We start from the raw sequence: 20,800 nt of genomic DNA, 5'->3' as shown, positions 1-20,800 counted from the left end.
AACAAGGCGGGGGTTTTTGCATTTGGGCGACGGAAATGGATGCCCAGGCGGCAGAGCGCACAACGCGGCCGAACTCTGGACGTCTGATCCATCGTTCAGGCAGCTACGCCCTCGAGCGTCTCAGCTCGCTTCAACACAAAAATTCCCGACTCCTTCAATCGACCACCTTTTCTGCGTCCGGCTCCCGCCCGGCCAACGTTGACGCATACGGCGATGATGTTGCGAACAGTGCCAATAGCCGTCGTTCGCTGCCGATGGCGGAAAAAGCCGTGCTTTGGCGAATCTCCGCGCGTGATCTTCTAGTCATCAATGGATTCCCTCAGGCGGACAAGGTGGCGCTGCGCACGGCAGCCGCGCGTTGTCGTCACAAAAATCTATGCGCATAAAGCCCGTTCGCCCGACGGGCCCGACGAAGCAGAACGTAAGCCCTTCGGGGTAATATCGCCATTCGTTCCGATTCGCGATGGCCGTTGTACCCGTCCGCGGTCGGCACCTTTCGTATTCCGTCTCCCGCACCGTTTATGACTGACAGCCCTGCCCAAAGTGGTCGGACGACCGACTTCTTGCCGTATCTCGTTGCCGCGACGTTCTTCATGGAATATCTCGACACGACCGTGATTGCGACCGCATTGCCGCAGATGGCGCGCTCGTTCGGTGTCGGGCCCAACGCGTTGAGTCTCGGGATGACGGCCTACATGCTCGCGCTCGCGGTCTTCATCCCGATCAGCGGCTGGGTCGCGGACCGTTATGGTTCGCGCACGGTGTTCGCGACAGCCATCGTCGTCTTTACCGGCGCGTCGGTGTTGTGCGCGCTCTCCGAGGGCGTGATGACGTTCACGGCTGCGCGCCTGCTGCAAGGTGTCGGCGGGGCGATGATGGTGCCGGTCGGACGGATGATCGTCGTGCGCAGCACCGAGAAGGCAAAGCTGATGCGCGCGATCGCGACGATCACGTGGCCGGGCATCGTCGCGCCGGTCGTCGGGCCGCCGATCGGCGGTTTCATCACGACCTACGCGTCGTGGCGATGGATCTTCCTGTTGAATGTCCCGTTCGGCATCGCCGCGCTCGTGTGCACCTGGCTGATTGTCCGCAACACGCGAGCCGACGAACGACGGCCGCTCGACTGGATGGGCTTCGTGCTGGCCGGCGGAGCGCTGACGTGTCTGCTGATCGGTACCGAAGCGGCCGGCCAGCAGGACGTCGACTTCACGCGTGCCGGCGTATTGGTCGGTGCGAGCGTGCTGTTCGGCATGGCCGCGTGGATGCACGCACGACGCTGCGCGCATCCGCTGCTCGATTTCACGACATTGAAAGTGCCGACGTTCTCGGTGACCGTGATCACCGGCTCGATCACGCGGATGGCGATCAATGCGGTGCCGTATCTGCTGCCGCTGCTGTTCCAGATCGGCTTCGGGCTGTCGCCGTTCCAGTCAGGTTTGCTGCTGCTCGCGAGCGCGTTGGGCAATCTCGGGATGAAAGCGGGCACGTCGTGGATCCTCGATCGCTTCGGGTTCCGCCGCGTGGCACTCGTCGACGTGACGATCGCCGGCATCTTCACGATCGCGTGCGGCTGGTTGACCGCATCGACGCCGCTCGCGATTACGCTGTTCGTCGTTTTCGTGTACGGGCTCACGCGGTCGATGCAGTTCACGACGCTTGCGACGCTGGCGTACGCGGATATCCCCGCTCGCCAGACGAGCGCGGCCAGTACGCTGTGGAGCGCCGCACAGCAGATGACGATCGGGATGGGGATCGCGTTCGGAGCGTTGTCGTTGCGGCTCGCGGCGCTCGTGCGCGGCGATGCGGCGGGCATCCACTACGTACTCGACGATTTCCGCTGGGCGTTCGTCGCGGCAGGCGTGCTCGCGCTGCTCACGTTGCCGGGCTACGCGCGATTGGCGTCCGATGCAGGCGATCGCTTGCGGGCGAATGTAGCGCGAGGGTAGGGCGACGCGCAACGCGCGTTGGTTTCGTGTCTGACGAGTGCCCGCGTTACCGATTACTCGCCTGAAACGCCGATGCGCCGTCACCGCGGCCGTTTGGAGGGCCGCCGTGGCGATCACTGGCCTGGCGGCGGATGAGCAGATCGCGCAGCGGGGGGCGGACAATGACGCGGCGCCGTCAGCGCGAACTCGATCGAATGACGCAGGCGCTGACCGGCGCCGCGCTCGTTCCGATCGCCATCACTGCGCATCGTGGAAGATGATGCCGAGCGTATGGCGGTGGCCGCTTCGAACCCTGCTCACCCCATGGCGCAAGTTGACGCGATACACGCCGCGCGTTCCTTGTACGGGCCGGCCGTGCACGGCGAAGATCACCGCGTCGCCTTGCGTCAGCGGCACCACTTCCGCCCGCGACTGCATCCGCGGCCGCTGTTCCGTCAGTACGAACTCGCCGCCCGTGAAATCTCGACCGGGCGCCGACAGCAGGATCGCGACCTGGAGCGGGAACACATGCTCGCCGTAGAGATCCTGATGGAGGCAGTTGTAGTCGTCGGGACCGTATTGCAGGATCAATGGTGTCGGTCGCGTCTGCCCCGCTGCATGACAGCGATCGAGGAACGCCTGGTGGACTTTCGGATAGCGGACGTCGATCCCGAGCGCCCGGTTCCAGCGGTTCGCGATCGGTGCGAGATGCGGATAGATAGCCTCACGTAGCTCGGCGATGACGTCAGGCAGCGGATACGCGAAATACTTGTATTCGCCGCGCCCGAAGCCGTGCCGTGCCATCACGACGCGTGAACGGTACAGCGAATCGCGAGAATAGAGCGACGCGAGGGCGTCGCACTCGCTCGCGGAGATCAGGCGCGGCGCTCGCGCGCAGCCGTATCGGTCGAGCTCGACATCGACCGCCGCCCAGTCGATTGCGTCGACGCGTTGTGCGATGTCCAACGATAAGGCGGCAGGTTGCAGATCGGCAATGTTCACGGGCGTACCTCGGTGTTGTCAGCGACGTGACGTCGCGGGTCGCATGCAATGGTTCGGAAGCGTTTGGCGCACGATTGAAGCCACGATGGGCGTCGATGGACCCAGTCTAGACGTGTGCGTCTGCCGGTGCGCTCCAGATCTTGCGCTCCAATTCCGACACGAAAGAGGGCAGGTTTGCGGGCTGGTGCGAATACGCTGAGTGCGGCGTGTCGGCGTGTCGGCGTGTCGGCGTGTCGGCGTGTCGGCGTGTCGGCGTGTCGGCGTGTCGGCAAGTCCGGCGAGTGCGGCAAGTCCGGCGAGTGCGGCGAGTGCGGCGAGTGCGGCGAGTGCGGCGAGTCCGGCGAGTCCGGCGAGTCCGGCGAGTGCGGCGAGTGCGGCGAGTCCGGCAAGTCCGGCAAGTCCGGCGAGTGCGGCAAGTCCGGCAAGTCCGGCAAGTCCGGCAAGTCCGGCAAGTCCGGCAAGTCCGGCAAGTCCGGCAAGTCCGGCAAGTCCGGGAAGTCCGGGAAGTCCGGGAAGCCGGAAAGCGGAAAGCGGAAAGCGGAAAGCGGGAAACGGAGAAACGGAGAAACCCAGCCTCAGCAACCGCCCCTCCCACGCCGGGCGACCGGATCCCCGGCCACCCACCGCCCATCCGATCACGCCACCGACCGGAACACCCAGTAGAGCCCGGTCGCCAGCGCGATCGACGCCGGCAGCGTCAGCACCCACGCGAGCACGAGGCTGCGCACCGTGCTCCATTGCAGCCCGGATCCGTTCGCCGCCATCGTGCCCGCGACGCCCGACGACAGCACATGCGTCGTCGACACGGGCAACCCGTAAGCATCGGCTGCGCCGATCGTCAGCATCGCGACGAGTTCAGCCGACGCCCCCTGTCCGTACGTCAGATGCTGCTTGCCGATTTTCTCGCCGACGGTCACGACGATCCGCTTCCAGCCAACCATCGTGCCGAGACCGAGCGCGATCGCAACGGCCACCTTCACCCAGGTCGGGATGAACTTGGTCGCGTGGTCGAGCTGCTTGCGATAGTTGTCGATCGCGAGCTTGTCGTCGGCGGCGAACGCGGGCTGTCCCGACTTCTCGATCAGGCGAATCGCTTCGGATACCAGATACATCGTGTTGCGCACGTTGTCGACGTCGCCCTGCGGCACGGCCGCCATCGAACCCGACGAGCCGACCGCGGCCGCAAGCGACGTCGAGAGCTGTTGTACGCCCGGCAGCACGGCGGGCGTCATCTCGCGGCGCTGCACGAAGCGCTCGACGTCGGCGCGCGGATTCGCGGACGGTGCGACGCCGTTCGCGTATTTCGCGAAGGTCGCGGCGGCCTGGTTCGCGACGGCGACGAACGTCTGCGATTCGGCCGGCGTGACGGCCTTGTTCAGCGCATACGCGGTCGGCACCGTGCCGATCAGGATCAGCATGATGAGACCCATCCCTTTCTGTCCGTCGTTCGACCCGTGCGCGAACGACACGCCGGTGCACGTGAGAATCAGCAGGCAGCGAATCCAGAACGGCGGCGGCTGATCCTTCGGCGGTTCCTTGTACAGTTCCGGAATCCGCACGGCGGCCTTCAGCACGAGCAGCAGCAGCGATGCGCACAGGAAGCCGACGATCGGCGAGAACAGCAGCGACTTGCCGACGCCGAGCGCTTGCGCCCAGTCGACGCCGCTCGTACCGGACGGCCCATGCATCAGTTGGTTCATCAGCCCGACGCCGATGATCGATCCGATCAGCGTATGCGAGCTCGACGACGGCAATCCGAAATACCAGGTTGCGAGGTTCCACACGATCGCGGCGATCAGCAGCGCGAACACCATCGCGAAGCCGGACCCGCTTCCGACCTGCAGGATCAGTTCGACCGGCAGCAACTGCAGGATGCCGAATGCGACGGCGCCGCTCGAAACCATCACGCCGAGGAAGTTCCACATGCCGGACCAGATCACCGCGACGTTCGGCGTCAGCGAGTGCGTATAGATGACGGTTGCGACCGCGTTCGCGGTGTCGTGAAAGCCGTTGACGAACTCGAAACCGAGTGCGATCAGCAGCGCGGCGCCGAGCATCAGATACGGGAACAACGACCCTTCGCGCACGGGCGACAGATCGGCGATCAGATGGGTGGCGATGTAGATGGCGCCGATCGCGAGCACCAGCAGGAAGACGGCATAGCCGACCTGCCGGGTGCGTTCGGAAGAGGCAGAATTGTTCGCGGCGGACGGAGCGGGCTGATTCATGACGGCATCTCGTAAGGGAACCGCGTCCGATCCTAGCTTTCGCTATCAGTCAGTTTGATGACAGTACGGACATCGAATCGTCGTCTTACGGATATGCAAGGATGCGGCCGTGCCGGCGCGCGCCGTTCTCCACATAGTGAACACCGGCCCCGCATGCGAACCCTGTCGCGCGTGCAGTGGATGAACGCCGCTAGCGCAGCATGCGCGGCGCGTTTCCCGTCGATTCGCGCGCGAGCGCGACGAACGCGGCCAGATAGTCGATCGACGCATCCGCCTCGCGGATGCCGAGAAAGATCTGTTTCGCGATTCCGTTCTTGCCGAGCCTGACGGGCACGACCGGCATCCGGTCCGCGTATTCGTCGGCGAGCCATCGCGGCAGCGCGGCCACGCCGCGTCCGCTCGCCACCATCTGCAGCATGATGTCGGTCGTCTCGATCGATTTGTGGCGTCGCGGCACGATGCCGGCCGGCGTCAGGAATTGGTTGTAGATGTCGAGTCGGTCGGTCTCGACCGGGTAGGTGATCAGCACTTCGTCGGTCAGTTGCTCGGGCGTCACGTAGTCGGCGTTCGCGAAGCGGTGCGCATCGGCGACGACCAGCACCTGCTCGTAGTCGAACACGGGATCGAAGCGCAGCCCCGGCCGGTTCAGCGGATCGGGCGTGACGAGCACGTCGACGTCATGGCCGAACAGCGCGCCGATGCCGCCGAACTGGAAGCGCTGCTTCACGTCCACGTCGACGTCCGGCCAGCGCGACAGGTACGGCGACACGACTTTCAGCAGCCACTGGTAGCACGGATGGCACTCCATCCCGATGCGCAGCGTGCCGCGCTCGCCCTTCGCGTACTGCTTCATCCGCTCCTCGGCAAGCTCGAACTGCGGCAGCAGCCGGTTCGCCAGCTTCAGCAGATATTGGCCGCCCTGCGTGAGCCGCAGGCCGCGCCCTTCGCGGTCCCAGATCGGTGTGCCGAGCTGCTGCTCGACCTTACGGACGGTATGGCTGAGCGCCGATTGCGTGAGATGCAGCGCATTGGCCGCGGCCGTCAGCGAGCCCTGACGTTCGACTTCACGGATCACGACGAGATGGAATCGTTCCAGCATGGCATTGGTACCGGCAATAACAGGAATGCATGAAAAAACTTAATGGATGAATGAAATAATGCCATTTTATTTCATGGGATGAAATCCCTATGATGGCTGCCGGATCGACTATTTCTTCTGGACGGCAGCTTCATGGTGACGACACACAATCTCGGTTTTCCGCGCATCGGCGCACGGCGCGAACTCAAGTTCGGTCTCGAACGCTACTGGCAGGGCGAGTCGTCGCGCGACGCGCTGAAGGCACTCGGCGCGGAGCTGCGCCAGCGTCACTGGGGCCAGCAGCGTGCTCTCGATTTCGCGCCGCTCGGCGATTTCGCGTTCTACGACCACGTGCTCGACATGAGCTTCACGCTCGGCAACCTGCCGAAGCGTGTGCAGGACTTCCGTGGCGATGCGCTGGACAACTATTTCCGCGTCGCGCGCGGCCGTTCGGCGCAGTCGGCGGACGCGCATGCAGCGTGCTGTGGCGGTGTCGCGGCCGGCGAAATGACGAAGTGGTTCGACACGAACTATCACTACATCGTCCCGGAATTCCACGCGGACACGAACTTCTCGCTCGATCCGTCGCGTCTGCTGCAGCAACTGGCCGAAGCGCAGGCGCTGGGCGTGAATGCGAAACCGGTGATTCTCGGCCCCGTCACGTATCTGTGGCTCGGCAAGGCGAAGGACGATTCCGACCGTCTCGCGCTGCTGCCGAAGCTGCTGCCGGTATACGGCGCGCTGCTCGACACGCTGACCGCGCAGGGCGTCGAATGGGTGCAGATCGACGAACCGATTCTCGTCACCGAGCTCGATGCCGAATGGCGGCACGCGCTGCGCATCGCGTACGACGCGCTGGAGACGCGCCGCATCAAGGTGCTGCTCGCCACGTACTTCGGCCAGTTGCAGGACAACCTGACACTCGCGGCGTCGCTGCCCGTCGACGGGCTGCATATCGACGCGATCAACGCGCGTGACGAAATCGATGCGCTCGTGCGCGCATTGCCGGCCGATCGCGTGCTGTCGGTGGGCGCGATCAACGGCCGCAACATCTGGAAGACGGATCTGAACGCAGCGCTCGACTGGCTCGAACCGCTCGCGCAGCAACTGGGCGAGCGGCTGTGGCTCGCACCGTCGTGCTCGTTGCTGCACGTGCCGGTCGATCTCGCGAGCGAGACGCAGCTCGACGCGGAAATCCATTCGTGGCTCGCATTCGCGCTGCAGAAGCTCGATGAACTGAAGGTGCTGGCGACCGCGCTGAACGCAGGTCGCGACGCGGTTGCCGACGCACTCGCCGCGAACGCGGCCGCGATCGAATCGCGCCGCCGCTCGCCGCGCGTGAACAATCCGGCGGTGAAGGCGGCGATCGCGCGCATCGACGCGCAGCTCGGCAATCGCACGAGCCCGTACACGCAGCGCGCGCCGAAGCAGTCGGCGCGGCTGAACCTGCCGGTGTTCCCGACGACGACGATCGGCTCGTTCCCGCAGACCGCCGAGATCCGCCACGCACGCCGCCAGTTCAAGGCCGGCGCGCTGGATGAAGCCGGCTACCGCGCGGCGATGCAGGCTGAAATCGAACGCAGCGTGCGCGAACAGGAATCGCTCGGGCTCGACGTGCTCGTGCATGGCGAAGCGGAACGCAACGACATGGTCGAATACTTCGGCGAGCAGCTCGACGGCTATGCGTTCAGCCAGTTCGGCTGGGTGCAGTCGTACGGGTCGCGCTGCGTGAAGCCGCCGATCCTGTTCGGCGACATCAGCCGTCCGAACGCGATGACGGTCGAATGGATCGCGTATGCGCAGTCGCTGACGAGCAAACCGATGAAGGGGATGCTGACCGGCCCGGTGACGATCCTGAACTGGTCGTTCGTGCGCGACGACCAGCCGCGTTCGGTGTCGTGCTACCAGCTCGCGCTCGCGATCCGCGACGAAGTGCTCGATCTCGAGAAGGCCGGCGTGCAGGTGATCCAGATCGACGAGGCCGCGCTGCGCGAAGGGTTGCCGCTGCGCCGTGGGCAGTGGGGCGCGTACCTGAAGTGGGCGGTCGAATCGTTCCGCATCGCTGCGAACGGCGTGCAGGACGACACGCAGATCCATACGCACATGTGCTATTCCGAGTTCAACGACATCATCGCGTCGATCGCCGACATGGACGCCGACGTGATCACGATCGAAACGTCGCGCTCGGACATGGAACTGCTCGATGCGTTCGACAGCTTCCGCTATCCGAACGAGATCGGGCCGGGTGTGTACGACATCCACTCGCCGAACATCCCGACGCAGGATCACATCGTCGGCCTGATGCGCAAGGCGGCCGAACGGATTCCGGCGGAACGGCTGTGGGTGAATCCCGACTGCGGACTGAAGACGCGCCAGTGGGCCGAAGTGATACCCGCGCTGACGAACATGGTCGCCGCCGCGAGGACGCTGCGCAATCAGGTGCGATAACGCGTGGACGAAGCGTGCCGCCCATTACGGTCGAGGATTGGGCGGCAGCAAAGCTGCGGTCCGTATTTACGGGCCGCTTGTCTTGGGTCGTCTTCACGCATACCGCGGCCGTTGCGCGGTAGCGCCGGACGTCCAACGCAAAACGGGCAGGCGATGTCGCCTGCCCGTTTTGCGTGGGTTGCGTGAAATTACGCGGTGCGTGCGCCGCGCGGCAGCGCGTCGTTCTGCTTGCCTGGTGCGCCGGCGTCGTCGATGCCGACGCGGCGCGAGATCAGCCACACGCACACCGACGACAGCACAGCCGCGCTCGTGTACTGGATCGCGAGCGGCCACCATTGCGGTGCCGCGTTCTGCGCGATCAGCGTGGCCACGAGCGGCGTGAGGCCGCCGGCGATCGCGCCGCACACCTGGTACGCGATCGAGATCGCCGTATAGCGGATGCGCGCGACGAAGATGCCGCTGACGAAACCGGCGACCACCGAGTAGTAGCCCGATTCCGCGAGCGTCGCGAGCCCGACGCCGACCGTGATCGACACCGGCGTGCCCATGTGCACGAGCGGCAGCATCACGAACGGCACGATCGCGGCCCACGCACCGGTGATCAGCAGCACGCGCGTCGTGCCGAAGCGCTGCGCGAAGAAGGCGGCGGCGAGCTGCACGACGAACTGCAGCACGGCGACGATCGTCATGCAATGCAGCACCATCGACCGGTCGAGCGACAGGAACTGCGTCGCGTAGCTGATCATGAAGATGTTGCTGAAGTACACGCCGGCGATCCCGTACACGTTCGCGCCGATCGCGAGCAGCAGCAGCGGCCAGTATTTGAGCGCTTCGCGCACCGGGTTTTGCGCGGTGTTGCCGCTTTTCTTCACTTCCTCGAACTCGGGCGATTCGGACACGCTCGCACGGATCACGAAGCCGACGATCAACAGCACAGAACTCGCGAGGAACGGCACGCGCCAGCCCCAGCTCATCATGTCGTCCTTCGACAGCGTGCTGATCGCGCCGAACGCGAGCATCGACAGGATCAGGCCGCTCGCACTGCCGAGCTGCGCGAACGACGCGAAGAACGTGCGCTTGCCTTCGGGCGCATGCTCGCCGGCGAGCAGCACCGCGCCGCCCCATTCGCCGCCGACCGCGATGCCCTGCAGCACGCGCATCAGCACGAGCAGGACCGGCGCGATCATGCCGGCCTGCGCATGGGTCGGCAGCAGGCCGATCGCGACGGTCGACACGGCCATCAGCATCAACGTCGCGAGCAGCGAGCGCTTGCGGCCGAAGCGGTCGCCGAGATAGCCGAACATCACGCCGCCGAGCGGCCGCGCGAAGAAGCCGACCGCGAACGAGCCGAACGACGCAAGCAGGCTGATGAAGCGGTTTTCGCCGGCGAAGAACAGCGGCCCGAACACGATGGCGGCGGCGGTCGCGTAGCTATAGAAGTCGTACCACTCGATCGTGGTGCCGACGAACGACGCGAGCGCCGCCCGCTTCGGTTGCTTGACGGAAGTCCCCATCTACTGTGTGCTCCTCTGGAATCCTCTGATTTGGATAGGTGTGTGGCGGCGCTCAGTCGCGGTACGCGACGCCCGGCAGCACGCACAGCAGTTCGTACGCGAGGTTCGCGCCGAGCAGTGCCGTGGTGCCGAACGGGTCGTACGGCGGCGCGACTTCGACGAGATCGCAGCCGACGATGTTCAGCCCCTTCGCGCCGCGGATGATCTCGAGCGCCTGCGGCACCGTGAGCCCCGCGATTTCCGGCGTGCCGGTGCCCGGTGCGTAGGCCGGATCGATGCCGTCGATGTCGAAGCTGATGTAGACCGGCGTGTCGCCGATGCGCGCGCGCACTTCTTCCATCAGCGGCGCGAGCGACTTGTTCCAGCATTCCTCGGCCTGGACGACGCGGAAGCCCTGCTCGCGGCACCAGTCGAAATCCTCGGCGGCGTAGCCGGTGCCGCGCAGGCCGATCTGCGTGACCTTGTCGCCGTGCAGCAGGCCTTCCTCGACCGCGCGGCGGAACGGCGTGCCGTGCGCGATCTTTTCGCCCATCATCGTATCGTTCACGTCGGCGTGTGCATCGACGTGGATCAATGCAACCTTGCCGTGCTTGCGGTGGATCGCGCGCAGGATCGGCAGCGCGATCGTGTGGTCGCCGCCGAGCGTGACCGGCTTGCAGTCGTGCTCGAGGATCGCGTCGTACGCGGCTTCGATGCGCGCGATGGAATCGTGCAGGTTGTACGGGTTGATCGCGACGTCGCCGATGTCGGCGACCTGCAGCGAATCGAACGGCGCGGCACGCGTGGCCATGTTGTACGGGCGCAGCAGCACGGATTCGGTGCGGATCTGGCGCGGGCCGAAGCGCGCGCCGGTGCGGTTGGAGGTGCCGAGATCGAACGGCACGCCGACGAAACACGCGTCGAGCCCGGCGGCGCTCGGCACGTGCGGCAGGCGCATCATCGTCGCGATGCCGCCGCTGCGCGGCATTTCATTGCCGCCGAGCGGCTGGAAATGGGTGTGGTCGTTCATGGGGTCGTCTCTTCCGATGTGGGGTTGCCGTATCATTCGACGCGGTCTGGCGCATAGTTTTACGCGTCCGGCCGGAAAGAAGAATGCGAAGATATCGACGTAAACATCGATTTCCATCGATGTATGGAAGGGGAATAGCGTGCTCGGGAACCTGTCGACCCTGGATCTGCGGTTGATCCGCGTGTTTCTCGCGGTCACGGACGCGGGCGGCGTGTCGGCCGCGCAGGCGATGCTGAACGTCGGCCAGTCGACGATCAGCGCGCAGCTGTCGTCTCTCGAGACGCGGCTCGGCTACCGGCTGTGCGAGCGCGGCCGCAGTGGCTTCCGGCTCACGCCGAAAGGCGAGCGGTTCCACGCGATGAGCCGCAAGCTGCTCGCCGCGCTCGACGAATTCGGAATGGCCGCACGGCACATGGACCGCCAGCTGGTCGGCACGCTGAACATCGGCCTGATCGGCCATACGCCCGTCAGCCAGAACGCGCGGATCGCCGAGGCGATCGCCGCGTTCCGTACGCGCGACGAGGCCGTGCGCTTCTCGATCTCGGTGCGCGCGCCGGGCGATCTCGAGGAAAAGCTGCTGAGCAACGAGATCCAGATCGCGGTCGGCTACTTCTGGCATCGCGTGCCGACGCTGCACTACACGCCGCTGTTCATCGAGCGGCAGGTCGCGTACTGCGGCCGCGGGCATCCGCTGTTCGAGCGCGCCGGCGCGCTGACGCCGGCCGACGTCGCGGGATTCGAATGGGCGTGGCGGTCGTATCCGCTTCCGGAGGCGCAGATGTCGACGACGCCCGATCGCGTGACGGCGACCGCCGACAACATGGAGGCCGTCGCGCTGCTGATCCTGTCGGGCCATCACCTCGGCTACCTGCCGCAGCACTTCGCGGCGCCGTACGTCGCGCAGGGGCTGCTCGCGCCGCTCAATCCCGAGCAGCTGCACTACGAGGTCACGTTCCACATGGTCGTCGCGCGCGACGGGCGCGGCGATCCGGTCGTCGAGGCGTTTCTCGAGGATCTCGAGCGCGCGCATCAGTCGCCCGACGTGGTGTGACGCTGCGCGGCCAGCGGAGGTCCGGGGAGGCCGGCAATGTGAACGAGTGTCACGCCGGAGGCCGGCACGGCGCTTGTCACGGCACCGGCAACCCCGCGTCGTGCTTCACTTCGCGCAACGACAGCGCCGATTCGATCGACGTGACGCCCGGCAGCATCCGCAGCGAATCGCGCAGGAACGTGCCGTAATCGTCGAGGTCGCGCGCAACGACCTGCAGCAGATAGTCGGCCGTGCCCGCGACGTTGTGGCAGGCCAGGATTCGCTCGATGCCGAGCACTTCCCGTTCGAACCGGTCGGCGACCTTGCGGTCGTGGGTCGCGAATCGCACCAGCACGAACGCGACGACGCCGAACCCGAGCGCCTGGCGCGACAGCTGCGCGCGGTAGCGCTCGATGTAGCCGTCGCTTTCGAGGCGCTTCAGGCGCCGCGCGCACGGCGTTTCGGACAGGCCGACGGATTCCGCGAGGCGCGCGATCGGCAGGCGGCCGTCGCGCTGCACCGCGGCGAGGATCGCACGATCGGTTTTGTCGAGTTCGGTCATGTTGGCGGATTCCTTGTTCGAATATGGGAATTGTGGCGGATTCCGCCATGAATCGCCAATTGCGAGCTAAAGTTGGCCAATAATCCCTCCTTCTTCAGCGGCAAGATATCGTCATTGAAGGACGGGGGGCAGACCATGATTTCCACGCATTTGCTGTTGATTTATCTCGCCGCGCTCGCGGCCATTTACGCGGTGCCGGGCCCCGACATGGCGCTCGTGCTGCAGACCAGCATCGGCCGCGGCGTGCGGCCCGGGATGGCCGCCGCGGCCGGCCTGTCGCTGTCGCGCACGGTGCACGTGACGCTGTCCGCATGCGGCGTCGCCGCATTGATTCGGAGCGCGCCGTGGCTGTACGAGGCGATCCGCTACGGCGGCGCGCTTTATCTCGCTTACGTCGCGATCCAGGTGTTCCGCTCGCCGGTGTTCGCGCTCGGCGACGGCGACGGGGCCGCGGCGGGCGAACTGCGGCAGTCGTTCTTCAAGGGGCTGCTGACGAACCTGCTGAACCCGAAGGCGCTGCTGTTCTGCTCGGTGCTGCTGCCGCAATTCGTGCGGCCCGAGGCCGGGCCGGTCGTATGGCAGATGTTCGAGCTCGGCGCGATGCTCGTCGCGGCCGGCGTGTGTTTCGACCTTGCATGCGTGTTCGGCGCGTCGCGCATCGCGGCGTGGATGCGCGCGCATCCGCTCGCGCAGACCGTGCAGCGCTGGACGTTCTCGGCGGCGCTGATCGGCTTCGCGCTGCGCCTGTCGATGGACTGAGCCGCTGCTTGATGGGCGCGCTGCCGACGGGGCCGCTTGGCCGCCTGACGCGATGCGCGACCGAACGAAGGCCGGCCGCGATGCCGGCCTTCGCGCGTTTCCGGGCACGGCCCGGCACGCGCGCAAATCGTCTGACTGTTCTAAACTTCCTTTAACTTCGCGCCGTCGCAAACGTGCCGTCGCAAACGTGCCGTCGCAAACGTGCCGTCGCAAACGCGCCGTCGCAACGCGCCGTCGCGAACCGACTGACCGAACGGAACCGTCTCCCGCCGGCCCTGTCCGATTTCCTGGCTGTTCCGTGCAACGCGGTACCAAGGAGGGTCTGAACATGGCAAGGCATCTTCAAGCCGACCGTGAACCCCGAATCGTCGCCGAGTCCAAGTGTCTCGGTCACTGCGATCCGGCAGAACGCATCCACGTCACGATCATGTTGCGGCGGCAGGAAGAAGGGCAACTCGATGCATTGGTCCACCAGCTCGCGAGCGGCGACGCGAACGCCAAGCCGCTGTCGCGCGACGCATTCGCGCAGCGTTTCTCCGCCAATCCCGACGATATCCGCAAGACCGACGACTTCGCGCGCCATCACCAGCTGACGGTCGATCGCGTCGATCCGGTCGAGAGCGTCGTCGTGCTGTCCGGTACGATCGGGCAGTTCGAAGCCGCGTTCAGCGTGAAGCTCGAACGCTTCGAGCATCGCGCGATCGGCCAGTACCGCGGCCGTTCGGGCCCGATCTCGCTGCCGGACGAACTCGGCGATGCGGTCACGGCCGTGCTCGGTCTCGACAGCCGGCCGCAGGCGCGTCCGCACTTCCGGCTGCGCCCGCCGTTCAGGCCCGCGCGCGGCGCGACGGCCGTCACGTTCACGCCGCCGCAGCTCGCGTCGCTGTACGGCTTTCCGGCAGGCGACGGCGCCGGGCAATGCATCGCGATCGTCGAACTCGGCGGCGGCTACCGCGCGGCCGATATCGAGCAGTATTTCCGCGGGCTCGGCATCGCCAAGCCGCCGACGCTCGTCGACGTGAACGTCGGCACCGGCCGCAACGCACCGACCGGCGAAGCGAACGGCCCGGACGGCGAAGTCGCGCTCGACATCGAGATCGCCGGCGCGATCGCGCCCGCCGCGAAGATCGCGGTGTACTTCGCGCCCAACAGCGACGCGGGCTTCGTCCAGGCCGTCAACGCGGCCGTGACCGACAAGACCAACCGGCCATCCGTGATCTCGATCAGCTGGGGCGGCCCGGAAGCGATCTGGCAGGCGCAGTCGGCACAGGCGTTCAATCGCGTACTGCAGGCGGCGGCCGCGCAGGGGATCACGGTGTGCGCGGCGTCGGGCGACAGCGGCTCGGGCGACGGGCTGCAGGACGGCGCCGATCACGTCGACTTCCCTGCATCGAGCCCGTACGTGCTCGGCTGCGGCGGCACGCAGCTCGATGCGCTGCCGGGGCAGGGCATCCGCAGCGAGGTCACGTGGAACGACGAGGCGGGCGGCGGCGGCGCGGGCGGCGGCGGCATCAGCACGCTGTTCGACGTGCCTGCCTGGCAGCAGGGGCTGACGGTCGCGCTCGCCGACGGCAGCACCACGCCACTCGCGAAGCGCGGCGTACCCGACGTTGCCGGCGACGCATCGCCGCAAACCGGCTACGAGGTGTCGGTCGCCGGCACGCCCGCGGTGATGGGCGGCACGAGCGCGGTCGCGCCGTTGTGGGCCGCGCTGATCGCACGGATCAATGCGTCGGCCGGCGCGCCGGCGGGCTGGATCAATCCGGTGCTGTACAAGAATCCCGGCGCGTTGCGCGACATCACGAAAGGCTCGAACGGCACCTATGCGGCCGCCGCGGGCTGGGACGCGTGCACGGGCCTCGGCAGCCCCGACGGCGCGAAACTCGCGGCGCTCCTCGCGCGCAAGCCGTCGAGCTGACGCGCCGGTACCGGCCTTTACTTTCGACGCGGGTGTCCTGCCCGCGTCTTTTTTCACCTCCAGGAGCAGCACGATGGGCATCGATTCCGCATCTTCCGGCGGCGTGTATCCGCTGCATCACGGCGACCACAATTCGCATGGCGTGCCGCCGACCATCAATCCGGTCGCGTTGAGCCACGGCCGCGACCTGCCGTTCTTCGATCCGGTCGCGTACGGCAACGGCCCCGACGACTCGGTCACCGATACGACCGAGGCGGCCGCGATCACGCACCACACGATCCTGATCGACGGCAAGCGCATCGCGTACACGGCGACGGTGGGCCATCTCGTGACGGTCGATCCGAGCAGCTCGCAGCCCGCCGCGAAGATCTTCTACGTCGCGTTCACGGCCGACGGCGCACCGGAGGAAACGCGGCCCGTCACGTTCTTCTACAACGGCGGGCCCGGATCGTCGTCGGTGTTCGTGCTGCTCGGCTCGTTCGCGCCGAAGCGGATCAAGACGTCGATGCCGGGCTTCACGCCGCCCGCGCCGTACCAGATCGAAGACAACCCGGACAGCATGATCGATCACAGCGATCTGGTGTTCATCAACCCGGTCGGCACCGGCTATTCGGCCGCGGTCGCGCCGAACAAGAACCGCGATTTCTGGGGCGTCGACCAGGATGCGAATTCGCTGAAGCAGTTCATCAAGCGCTACCTGACGAAGAACAACCGCTGGAATTCGCCGAAATACCTGTTCGGCGAGTCGTACGGCACCGCGCGCAGCTGCGTGCTCGCGTACAAGCTGCACGAAGACGGCGTCGACCTGAACGGCGTCACGCTGCAGTCGTCGATCCTCGACTACCGGCAGGCCGGCAACCCGGTCGGCGCGCTGCCGACCGCGGCGGCCGACGCGTGGTATCACAAGAAGCTCGGCGTCAAGCCGGCGCCGGCCAATCTCGGCGCGTTCGTGGAGGAAGTCGCGCAGTTCGCGCGCACCGACTACCTGAGCGCGTTGCGCAACGTGCCGCATGCGGATCCGGCCGTCGTGCAGAAACTGTCCGACTACACGGGCATCGATACGGCGACGCTGCAGACGTGGGGACTCGATATCGCCGGCTACAACGCGCGCGGCAATTCGCTGTTCCTGACGACGCTGCTGCACGCGCAAGGGCTCGCGCTCGGTTCGTACGACGGCCGCGTAACGGGGATCTCGTCGGGCATCGCCGGCAAGATCGATCCGAACTCGGGCGGCAACGACCCGACGATGACCGCCGTGACGGGCGTCTATACGGCGATGTGGAACAGCTATCTGAACGAGCAGCTGAAGTTCACGTCGAACTCCGCGTTCACGGACCTGAACGACCAGGCGTTCCAGAACTGGGACTTCAGCCATATCGACCCGACCGGCGAGCAGCAGGGCATCGACGCGAAGGGAAACGTGATCCTGTACACGGCCGGCGATCTCGCCGCGGTGATGGCGCTGAACGTCGACCTGAAGGTGCTGTCGGCGAACGGCCTCTACGATTTCGTCACGCCGTTCTACCAGACCGTGATCGACCTGCAGCAGATGCCGCTCGAGGACCAGAAGGTGCGGCAGAACCTGTCCGCGCGCTTCTATCCGTCGGGGCACATGGTGTATCTGGATGGCGGGTCGCGCACCGCGCTCAAGCGCGATCTCGCGGCGATGTACGACGCGACGGTCAGCGATACGAGCGCGCGGATGCGGATTCGCGCACTGCAGGCGAAGAAGACGGGCGGGCACGCATAACGCCGCCCGCCGCGCACGTGCCGCGCGCAACCGCTCCGGTTCGCGCGGCGCCGTTCGCCGACGGTGGCCGCCGGCTTACGCGGCCGGCCAGTCGAACGGCGTGTACGGCAGCGCGCGCTTGTGACGCGAGCCGTCGTAGAAGCGCAGCACCGTTTCGTACACGTTGTCCGCGACGGTCTTGCCTTCGAGGAAGTCGTCGATCTCGTCGTAGGTGACGCCGTACGCGTGCTCGTCGGGGCGCAGCGGACGCAGTTCCTCGAGGTCGGCCGTCGGTACCTTCATCACGATCAGTTCGTCGCCGCCGAGCGCGCGGGCGACCGCACGCACGCGGCGCTTGTTCAGGCCGGCGAGCGGCAGCACGTCCGCGCCGCCGTCGCCGAACTTCGTGAAGAAGCCCATCAGCGACTCGGCCGCGTGATCGGTGCCGATCACGATGCCGCGGCGTGCGCCGGCCACCGCGTACTGCGCGATCATGCGCTCGCGGGCCTTGATGTTGCCGTGCACGAAGTCCTGCTGCGCCGGCGTTTCGAACGCGTGACCGGACGCGACCAGCGATGCGAGCATCGCGTCGGCGGCGGGCTTCACGTCGACCGTGAAGGTCTCGTCGGCGCGCACGAATTCGAGCGCGCGCTGCGCATCGGCTTCATCGTTCTGCACGCCGTTCGGCAGGCGCATCGCGATGAAGCGTGCATCGTAGCCGCCGGCGCGCAGCTGTTCGACCGCGAGCTGCGCAAGCCGGCCGGCCGTCGACGAATCGACGCCGCCGCTGATGCCGAGCACGTAGGTCCGCAGGCCGGTCGAACGAAGGTACTGCGCGAGGAAATCGACGCGGCGGGTGATTTCGGCGTCAACGTCGAATTGCGCGGCGACGTGCAGTTCGGCAATGATCGCGCGCTGGCGGCTGGCGTAATCGGCGGATGTCATGGGGGTGGTTCCGGAACGAAATGCAAGGCGCTCATCATAAGCGCAATCGCGGCCCGGCGCCGCGCCCGGCATGCGATCCGGCGGCCGCGCGTTGCATCGGCGAGACGCGGTGCATCGTCATGGTGCAACGGGCGGCGGCGGGGGCGCGCTTGCGGGTGGGTGCTTCGTTTCGGCGCATGCGAGCGGGCGTGGGCGGTGCTTTGCCCTGGTCTCGGATGCTGCTTCACTCGCGCCCCGCCTGCGCCTGCGACCTCATCGTTTCAGGCAACTCGACGCCGCGCGAGCACGACGCCCGCCAGCGCGAGCGCGAAGCCGGCGAGCTGAACGGTCGCGAGCGTTTCGCCGAACAGCCAATACCCCTGCAGCGCGGCGAGCGGCGGCGCGAGGAACAGCAACGACGTCGCGCGTGCCGCGTTGCCGCGCCGCAGCATCCACATCAGCATCGTGACCGCGCCGCCCGACAGGAACACGACGCCCCATACGAGCGAAATCCACAGCGCCGGTGCGCCGATCCAGCGCGTTTCGTGCAGCAGCACGACGAACACGGCCGCGACGATCGCCGCGCCGAGGTTCTGCACGGCGACGGCCGTACGCAGGTCGTTCTGCGCGAGCCTGCCCTTCTGGTACAGCGAGCCCGCGGTGATCGACCCGACCGACAGCACCGACACGGCCACGACGAACCACGCAGGCGCGGCGCCCGGCGGCGGCGCGACGCCGCCCGCGACCTTCGGCGCGAGCACGAGCGCGACGCCGGCGAGCCCGAGCGCCATGCCGAGCCAGCCGCGGGCGGGCAGCCGCTCGTTGAACAGCGGAACGGCGAGCACGGCGGTGGCGAGCGGCTGCAACGCGCCGAGCAGCGCCATCACGCCTGCGTTCAGCCCCTGCGCGACGGCCCAGTAGCTGGCGCCGAGATAGATGCCTTGCAGCAGTGCGCCGGCGAGCAAATGGCGCGGCCATTCGCGGCGGGCCGGCCATGGCGCGCGCGCGACGAGTGCCACGATGCCGAACAGCGCGGCCGTACCCGCGAAACGTGCGAGCAGGAACAGGTTCGGATCGGCGTAGGGCTTGATGGCCCGGGCGACGATGAAGCCGGTAGACCACAGCGCGACGAAAGCGGCGGCGACGAGCGAGGTAAGCATGCGGGGCGGGCCGCGATGCGGCCGGACGATTCGTGAAGTCGGCCAGTATCGGGCGAAGCGGTGCCGCCGTCTTGTCGGATTCTGCACTCGCGCGCGGCGGGCCGAGGTGGTACGCATCCATCGCACGCGCCGTGCCCGGCGGTGGCTGCGAACTCGCGATTGGAGAGGCGGTACGCGCCTGATGCAAGCGTGCTTCTTTGGGCGCGACCGGAGCGCGCGGGCGATGCGCCAGCGGCGTGCCGGCATGCCCGCGGCGCGGCTATCGGCAGGCGCGACGACCGAGCCGCGGGATCAACGCGCGCTGCGGCGTGCGCAACGAACGGAGCTCAGTCGAGCGAGAACGTGTCGAGCGGCTGGTTCGCGCGCGCGTCGGTCGCGAAGCGCGCGGCGAGCTGTTCGTACAACCGGCGCGCCTCGTCGAGCGTCAGGTCGATCCAGTACGGATCGCCGGCCCCGTCGTTGAGCCGTTCCGGCGAAAACTGGATTTCGATCACACTGCCTTTGCGATACATTGCACGCGCCCCCTGATGGTCCGTCGTTTGGCGAAACGCAAAGTGTAGCAATCGCGTGCCGCACCGATTCGCGCACCTCGGGCAATACTGAATTTCGCGTTTCGGGAAACGCGGAGCCGCCGGCCGCGTGGCCGTCAAATGCCGGTCAAACGGCCGTAATACAATGTCCGGCTTACCCATTGGAGTCGCCTCGGGCGCATCGCGATGCTGGCGGAACAACGTCATCAATACATTCTGTCGGAGCTCGGACGATCGGGCGCGCTGTCGGTTGCCGAACTCGTGCGCTCGCTCGACGTGTCGCGCGAGACCGTGCGGCGCGACCTGAACGCGCTTGCGGCGCGCGGCCTGCTCGTGATGACGCACGGCGGCGCGCTGGCGGCGGACCGCCGCGAGCCGAGCCTGTCCGAGCGTGAAGCGGCGCATGCCGACGCGAAGCGCGCGATCGGCCGGCGCGCAGCCGAATTCGTCCCGGACGACGCATCGGTGCTGATCGACTCGGGCAGCACGCCGCACGCGGTCGCGCTCGCGCTGACCGACCGGCACCGGCTGTCGGTCTACACGAACGACTGGCGCACCGCGTTCGTGCTCGCGCGGCGCAACGGCAATCGCGTGACGTTGCTCGGCGGCGAACTGTCCGACGACGAGGACGCGACGTTCGGGCTCGATACGATCCAGCAGCTCGCGCAATACCACGTCGATTTCGCGTTCGTCGGCGCGGGCGGCATCACGATCGACGGCGACTGCACCGACTACTCGCGGCTGGCCGCCGAAGTGCGCAGCCGGATGATCGCGGCGGCCGGCACGGCGGTCATCGTCGCCGATCATTCGAAATTCGGCCGCGTGACGCCGGTGCGGATCAACGGCACGTCGGCCGCGCGCTATCTCGTCACCGAGCGCACGCCGGACAAGGCCGTGCGCCGTGCGCTGACTGCGCGCGGCATCGAGCTGCTGGTGTGCGACTGACGCGCAGCCGACACATAAGGTTCATCGAACGGTCATCGC

General features: G+C 66.9%; 17 protein-coding genes. 8 read left to right on the top strand and 9 right to left on the bottom strand.

Annotated elements, in window-relative coordinates:
• Together Q3A80_RS26905 and Q3A80_RS26900 are read left to right on the top strand one after the other, a co-directional pair.
• The coding region (locus Q3A80_RS26905; RefSeq protein WP_446331854.1) for a hypothetical protein at positions 1–386 on the top strand (386 nt) is incomplete at its 5' end.
• A gap of 135 nt (positions 387–521) precedes the next feature.
• Positions 522–1,946 carry a DHA2 family efflux MFS transporter permease subunit gene (locus Q3A80_RS26900; protein WP_446331853.1) on the top strand — a complete coding sequence of 475 codons (1,425 nt, stop codon included), beginning with the start codon at positions 522–524 and terminating at the stop codon, positions 1,944–1,946.
• Between the two features lie 237 nt (positions 1,947–2,183).
• Here the strand turns inward: Q3A80_RS26900 and Q3A80_RS26895 are convergent, their stop codons facing one another.
• From Q3A80_RS26895 to Q3A80_RS26885, 3 genes are all read right to left on the bottom strand, one after another.
• Positions 2,184–2,927 carry a 2OG-Fe(II) oxygenase gene (locus tag Q3A80_RS26895; protein WP_446331852.1) on the bottom strand — a complete coding sequence of 248 codons (744 nt, stop codon included), beginning with the start codon at positions 2,925–2,927 and terminating at the stop codon, positions 2,184–2,186.
• 635 nt (positions 2,928–3,562) lie between these two features.
• Positions 3,563–5,155: an inorganic phosphate transporter gene (locus Q3A80_RS26890; RefSeq protein WP_446331851.1), complete on the bottom strand. Its 1,593-nt coding sequence runs from the start codon at positions 5,153–5,155 to the stop codon at positions 3,563–3,565.
• A gap of 190 nt (positions 5,156–5,345) precedes the next feature.
• On the bottom strand, positions 5,346–6,254 hold the full coding sequence (locus Q3A80_RS26885) for a LysR family transcriptional regulator (RefSeq protein WP_446331850.1): 909 nt from the start codon (positions 6,252–6,254) through the stop codon (positions 5,346–5,348).
• Between the two features lie 132 nt (positions 6,255–6,386).
• Here Q3A80_RS26885 and metE point away from each other — a divergent pair, with 132 nt between their 5' ends.
• Positions 6,387–8,681, top strand: coding sequence for a 5-methyltetrahydropteroyltriglutamate--homocysteine S-methyltransferase (gene metE / locus Q3A80_RS26880; RefSeq protein WP_446331849.1), 2,295 nt, complete (start codon positions 6,387–6,389; stop codon positions 8,679–8,681).
• A gap of 188 nt (positions 8,682–8,869) precedes the next feature.
• Here the strand turns inward: metE and Q3A80_RS26875 are convergent, their stop codons facing one another.
• Both Q3A80_RS26875 and speB read right to left on the bottom strand, forming a co-directional pair.
• The gene (locus Q3A80_RS26875; protein ID WP_446331848.1) at positions 8,870–10,195 is read right to left on the bottom strand and encodes an MFS transporter; all 1,326 of its coding nucleotides are present in this window, start codon (positions 10,193–10,195) and stop codon (positions 8,870–8,872) included.
• 52 nt (positions 10,196–10,247) lie between these two features.
• Entirely contained in the window at positions 10,248–11,204 is a 957-nt protein-coding gene (speB, locus tag Q3A80_RS26870; RefSeq protein WP_446331847.1) for an agmatinase, read from the bottom strand.
• Positions 11,205–11,343: 139 nt separating this feature from the next.
• Between speB and Q3A80_RS26865 the strand changes: the two genes are divergently transcribed.
• Positions 11,344–12,255 carry a LysR family transcriptional regulator gene (locus tag Q3A80_RS26865; RefSeq protein WP_446331846.1) on the top strand — a complete coding sequence of 304 codons (912 nt, stop codon included), beginning with the start codon at positions 11,344–11,346 and terminating at the stop codon, positions 12,253–12,255.
• A 76-nt stretch (positions 12,256–12,331) separates the two neighbouring features.
• On the opposite strand, the gene Q3A80_RS26860 is transcribed toward Q3A80_RS26865, so the two are convergent.
• Positions 12,332–12,796 carry an Lrp/AsnC family transcriptional regulator gene (locus Q3A80_RS26860; RefSeq protein ID WP_059238912.1) on the bottom strand — a complete coding sequence of 155 codons (465 nt, stop codon included), beginning with the start codon at positions 12,794–12,796 and terminating at the stop codon, positions 12,332–12,334.
• A gap of 135 nt (positions 12,797–12,931) precedes the next feature.
• On the opposite strand from Q3A80_RS26860, the gene Q3A80_RS26855 reads away from it, so the two are divergent.
• The 3 genes from Q3A80_RS26855 to Q3A80_RS26845 all read left to right on the top strand — a co-directional run bounded on the left by Q3A80_RS26855 (position 12,932) and on the right by Q3A80_RS26845 (position 17,223).
• Positions 12,932–13,555 carry a LysE family translocator gene (locus tag Q3A80_RS26855; protein ID WP_446331845.1) on the top strand — a complete coding sequence of 208 codons (624 nt, stop codon included), beginning with the start codon at positions 12,932–12,934 and terminating at the stop codon, positions 13,553–13,555.
• A 328-nt stretch (positions 13,556–13,883) separates the two neighbouring features.
• Positions 13,884–15,473 (top strand): S53 family peptidase, encoded by a 1,590-nt coding sequence (locus tag Q3A80_RS26850; protein WP_446331844.1) that lies wholly within the window; start codon positions 13,884–13,886, stop codon positions 15,471–15,473.
• 73 nt (positions 15,474–15,546) lie between these two features.
• Positions 15,547–17,223 (top strand): S10 family peptidase, encoded by a 1,677-nt coding sequence (locus tag Q3A80_RS26845; protein WP_446331843.1) that lies wholly within the window; start codon positions 15,547–15,549, stop codon positions 17,221–17,223.
• 75 nt (positions 17,224–17,298) lie between these two features.
• On the opposite strand, the gene nadE is transcribed toward Q3A80_RS26845, so the two are convergent.
• The 3 genes from nadE to Q3A80_RS26830 all read right to left on the bottom strand — a co-directional run bounded on the left by nadE (position 17,299) and on the right by Q3A80_RS26830 (position 19,798).
• Entirely contained in the window at positions 17,299–18,147 is an 849-nt protein-coding gene (nadE, locus tag Q3A80_RS26840; RefSeq protein WP_446331842.1) for an ammonia-dependent NAD(+) synthetase, read from the bottom strand.
• 260 nt (positions 18,148–18,407) lie between these two features.
• Positions 18,408–19,286, bottom strand: a complete 879-nt coding sequence (locus tag Q3A80_RS26835) for a DMT family transporter (protein WP_446331841.1) — start codon at positions 19,284–19,286, stop codon at positions 18,408–18,410.
• A 326-nt stretch (positions 19,287–19,612) separates the two neighbouring features.
• Positions 19,613–19,798, bottom strand: a complete 186-nt coding sequence (locus Q3A80_RS26830) for a hypothetical protein (RefSeq protein WP_014898378.1) — start codon at positions 19,796–19,798, stop codon at positions 19,613–19,615.
• Between the two features lie 204 nt (positions 19,799–20,002).
• Here Q3A80_RS26830 and Q3A80_RS26825 point away from each other — a divergent pair, with 204 nt between their 5' ends.
• Positions 20,003–20,761, top strand: a complete 759-nt coding sequence (locus Q3A80_RS26825; RefSeq protein ID WP_446331840.1) for a DeoR/GlpR family DNA-binding transcription regulator — start codon at positions 20,003–20,005, stop codon at positions 20,759–20,761.
• The last annotated feature ends 39 nt before the right edge of the window (positions 20,762–20,800 follow it).

The organism is Burkholderia sp. SR8, from assembly GCF_052851275.1.
The sequence above is the reverse complement of the archived record's forward strand: the minus strand, read 5'-3'. Positions and strand labels throughout refer to the sequence as shown.